This window comes from Lysobacter yangpyeongensis (genome assembly GCF_042655745.1).
GTDB classification, from domain to species: Bacteria; Pseudomonadota; Gammaproteobacteria; order Xanthomonadales; family Xanthomonadaceae; genus Agrilutibacter; species Agrilutibacter yangpyeongensis.
The window spans coordinates 1-4221 of sequence record NZ_JBHSNM010000015.1 but is presented as its reverse complement, the minus strand read 5'-3'; the positions used below and the strand labels follow the sequence as shown (position 1 = coordinate 4221).

The following is a 4221-nucleotide window of genomic DNA, read 5'->3' as shown; positions in this document are numbered from 1 at the left end:
CAAGCTCGGCAGCCGAGCGCTCCCGCGCCCGACTGCCATCGCGATCTGATACTTTGCGGCCTAACAATTCATTCAACCCGAACACCAATCGCTACGCGCTTGGTGTCGGGTTAATTCAGGCGTTAGGGCGCTAGGCCAGCAAAAGGCCGGTCGCACCTCCGTCACTGCCGTAACAAGGCTCCGAGCCTCTCCGGAAAGACTTTTTGCTCTTCCACCAAGGCTCCGAGCCTCTCCAGAAAGACTCTTTGCTCTTCCGCCAAGGCTCCGAGCCTCTTCGGAAAGAACTTTTTGCTCTTCCGCCAAGACTCAGAGCCTTTCCGGAAAGACCTTTTGCCCTTCCGCCAAGCCCCCCAGCCCTTCCGGAAAGACTTTTTGTCCTTCCGCCAGAGCCCCGAGCCCTTCCGGAAAGCCTTTTTGCCCTTCCGCCAAGGCTCTGAGTCCTTAGGTGTCGGTATGCTTGGGCGCAGGTGGGCGTGGGCCTCTGGTGCGCGCCCTAACAATTCATTCAAGCCGAAGCCGCTTCGCGGCTCGGCTTAATTCAGGCGTTAGGCGGCACGGGAAGCTTCATGGACATTGAGAGATTGTTTCTCGCTGCGATAACCGCATTGGCCACTTGGGGCGCGCTCGCTTCTCCCTTGTTGCTCGCGTTTGGCTTCCTTGCATTCCGCTATCGTCATTCCAACGTCCGCACATGGATCCGGCCTGTAGCAGGAGCGTTGCTTGGTCTGCTGGTCGCACCAATGCCGCCACCCGGCATGCTGCCGATCATTCCACCCAATCTCTTGTCGGTGCTTCTTGATGGCTCAAGCTACCCAAGCAATCCAGTGTGGGCTGCCGCCTCTACGGCGGTGTCAGTTGTACTGTTCGCATGGCTAGGTTGGCGCCTGCGGGTGCCGCCTAACAATTCATTCAAGCCGAAGCCGCTTCGCGGCTCGGCTTAATTCAGGCGTTATGCGCGGTGGAACAACAGCTGCTTTTACGCCCTCGTTCCCCCGGTCTTGTTCCGCAGCTTGAGTGGCTTGGCATCTGCGCCAAAAGCATCGCGTCTTCCAGCACTTCGCCGGCGCCACGTGGCCTCCTTTGCAGCCAAGAGGCGCCTCTCGCCTTCGGCCGGCCAAAGCTCGCCCGATTCCTTTCCCTGCCCCATGGGGTGATTCTCGGGCACCGATTGTCCTGGGCTAAGATCTCTTCAGCAGCCTCGTCCTCCGGGTCTCCTGGCTGCATAACCATTCATTCAAGCCGAAGCCGCTTCGCGGCTCGGCTTAATTCAGGCGTTATGCGCGGTGGAGAAGCAGCTGATCGGCTCTCTCGCAAGCCGGCTCACACAGCAAAAGCGAAACAGCCCGTTTCGGCAGCTACGCACTGCGCCGCCGACCCATGAAGTCTCTCGTGCTCTCATTGCGGCGCCCCGCCTTCGGTTGGTCGAGCTCGCCCGATCCCTTTCCTGGCTCCATGGGGTGATTCTCTGGCACCGATTGTCCTGGGCTAAGATCTCTTCAGCAGCCAAGTTCTCCGGCTCTCCTGGCTGCATAACAATTCATTCAAGCCGAAGCCGCTTCGCGGCTCGGCTTAATTCAAGCGTTAGGGCCCATGATCCAGCGTCTCGCGAGAGTTAGCCTTTGCATCGTCGTTGCCACTGTCGTTGCTATGGCCATGTGCCTGGTCACGTACTTTGCCTATTGGCCGCCCCGCTGGAACCTCAACGCTCCAGGGTTGGTTAGGGCAACAGCACTTCTTGGAGCGCTGTACTACGCGACGATCCCACTCCTTGTCCTTGGCCTGGTCTCGCTGCGCCGCACTCCCGGCGCTGTTCTCTGCGTCTCCCTGACCAGTGCATGGCTCATGCTGGTATTCCTAATCCGCGTCAGACACCCATGGATGTACTACGGCGCCTTCCCGTGGCGGATGCTCCTGAGGGATTTTGTGCAGCCACTTCCCATATCCTTGGCGGTAGGGCTGGCATTCTCCGTCTGTGCGCGCACCGTGCTGGGCCCTAACAATTCATTCAAGCCGAAGCCGCTTCGCGGCTCGGCTTAATTCAGGCGTTAGGCCGCACAAGTCAAAAGCGTAGGAGTGGGTTCTCGCCAGTGCCGGCGCTCTGGCTACGCCCATTGATTCCTTCGGTCACTGCCTCGCGGCGCGCCCAGGCAATCCGGGATGCGCTCGCAGCTCCAACACGCCGGACTCTCTGGGCTCCATTACGTGATTCTCGGGATGCGCTCGGAGCCAGCTAAGCGCGCCCAGACTGGCCCGGCTTCGTCCCAAAAGCGGACAGTTGCTCGGCCCCCAACCGCTACGGCAACATCGGCGGCCTAACAATTCGTTCAAGCCGAACCCGCTTCGCGGCTTCGTCTTGAACGACTCGCAAATTGATCCACCGCCGTTCTCCGATTGCTGCGGCAGCGGGTCGGCTTAACTCAGGCGTTAGGCCGCAAGCAAGTCAAAAGCAGAAGGAGTGGGTTCAAGCGAGTGCCAGCATTTTGGGCTGCGCTCATTGATTCCTCGGCCAGGTCCTCGCGGCGCGCCCAGGCAATCCGGGATGCGCCCGCAGCTCCAACACACCAAAGTCTCTCGGCCTCGCTACGTGATTCTCGGGATGCGCTCAGGGTCTCCAAAGCGCGCCCCCGCGGTCCTGGCTTCGGCCCGAAAAGCGGACAGTTGCCATCGCCCCAACCTTCCCGGCAACATCGGCGGCCTAACAATTCATTCAAGCCGAAGCCGCTTCGCGGCTCGGCTTAATTCAGGCGTTATGCGCGGTGGGATAGAGGTTGTTCAAACCTATCGTGCACCCGGTCTTGTTCCGCGGCTTGAGTGGCTTGGCATCTGCGCCAAAAGCATCGCGTCTTCCGGCAACTCGCCGGCGCTACGCAGCTGCAGTGTCCTCGGTAACCGCAGCAGCGCCCTCGCCTTCGGCTGGTCAAAGCTCGCCCGATTCCTTTCCCGGCTCCATGGGGTGATTCTCGGGCACCGATTGTCGTGGGCTAAGATCTCTTCAGCAGCCAAGTTCTCCGGTTCTCCTGGCTGCATAACAATTCATTCAAGCCGAAGCCGCTTCGCGGCTCGGCTTAATTCAGGCGTTAGGCCGCTGGAAACATCGCTGCATTAGTTTCGGCACGCAGCCAGCCGGCGCACCTCTCCTCCCGATTCTTCCGTGGGTTTACCGACGGTCGGCCATTCAAGCTCGGCGAGTTGCGCCTTCCCTTTTCTCGGTATGCGCCCGCAGGTTCCCGCAACATCTGTCCATCGGGCGTTATCGCTCCAGCGAGCGTTTCATCGCGCCACTTCCGTGTGGCGCCCAGGCCTTCCGGCTCTCGGCCGGCACGGGCAGCTTCGCCGAGCCTGGCAGCCGTGCGCTCCCGCGCCCGACTGCCTTCGCGATCTGATACCTTGCGGCCTAACAATTCATTCAAGCCGAAAACCAATCGCTACGCGATTGTTTTCGGCTTAATTCAGGCGTTAGGCCGCTGAAAATCGTTGCAATGGCTTCGCCTGGATTCCAGCCAGCGCATCTCGCCTCCCGGCTCTTCCGTGGGGCTCTTCGACGATCGACCACTCAAGCGCGGCGAGTTGCGCTTTCCCTCCCCTCGGTCTGCGCCCGCAGGTTCTCGCGGCATCTGTCCATCAGGCCTTGTCGCTCCAGCGAGCGTTTCATCGCGCCACTTCCGTGTGGCGCGCAAGTCTCCCGGCTTTCGGCCGGCACAGGCAGCTTCGTCAAACTCGGCAGCCGTGCGCTCCCGCGCCCGACTGCCGTCGCGATCTGATACCTTGCGGCCTAACAATTCATTCAAGCCGAAGCCGCTTCGCGGCTCGGCTTAATTCAGACGTTAGGCCGCAAGCAAGTCAAAAGCAGAAGGAGTGGGTTCAAGCGAGTGCCAGCATTTTTGGCTGCGCCCATTGATTCCTTCGGCAAATTCCAGTGGCGCGCCCAGGCAATCCAGGGATGCGCCCGCAGCTCCAACACACCAAAGTCTATCGGCCTCGTTACGTGATTCTCGGGATGCGCCCGGAGTCCGCTAAGCGCGCCCCGGCTGTCCTGGGCCCGGACCGAAAAGCGGGTAGTTGCCATCGCCCCAATTGTCCCGGCAACATCGGCGGCGTGAATTCAACCACCAAGTGCGACAAGCTCCTCTAACCGAATAGTTTTTGCATTGGGCTGCGATAGCCATAGCGCTTCCTCGGTCTGGTGTTGAGTCGATGGGCAATGGCATCACAGTGTCTCTG

1 protein-coding gene is annotated in these 4221 nt (G+C 60.5%); it reads left to right on the top strand.

The features are described 5' to 3' along the window. Positions 1–566: 566 nt before the first annotated feature. Positions 567–941 carry a hypothetical protein gene (locus ACFPN1_RS16100; protein WP_386756234.1) on the top strand — a complete coding sequence of 125 codons (375 nt, stop codon included), beginning with the start codon at positions 567–569 and terminating at the stop codon, positions 939–941. The last annotated feature ends 3280 nt before the right edge of the window (positions 942–4221 follow it).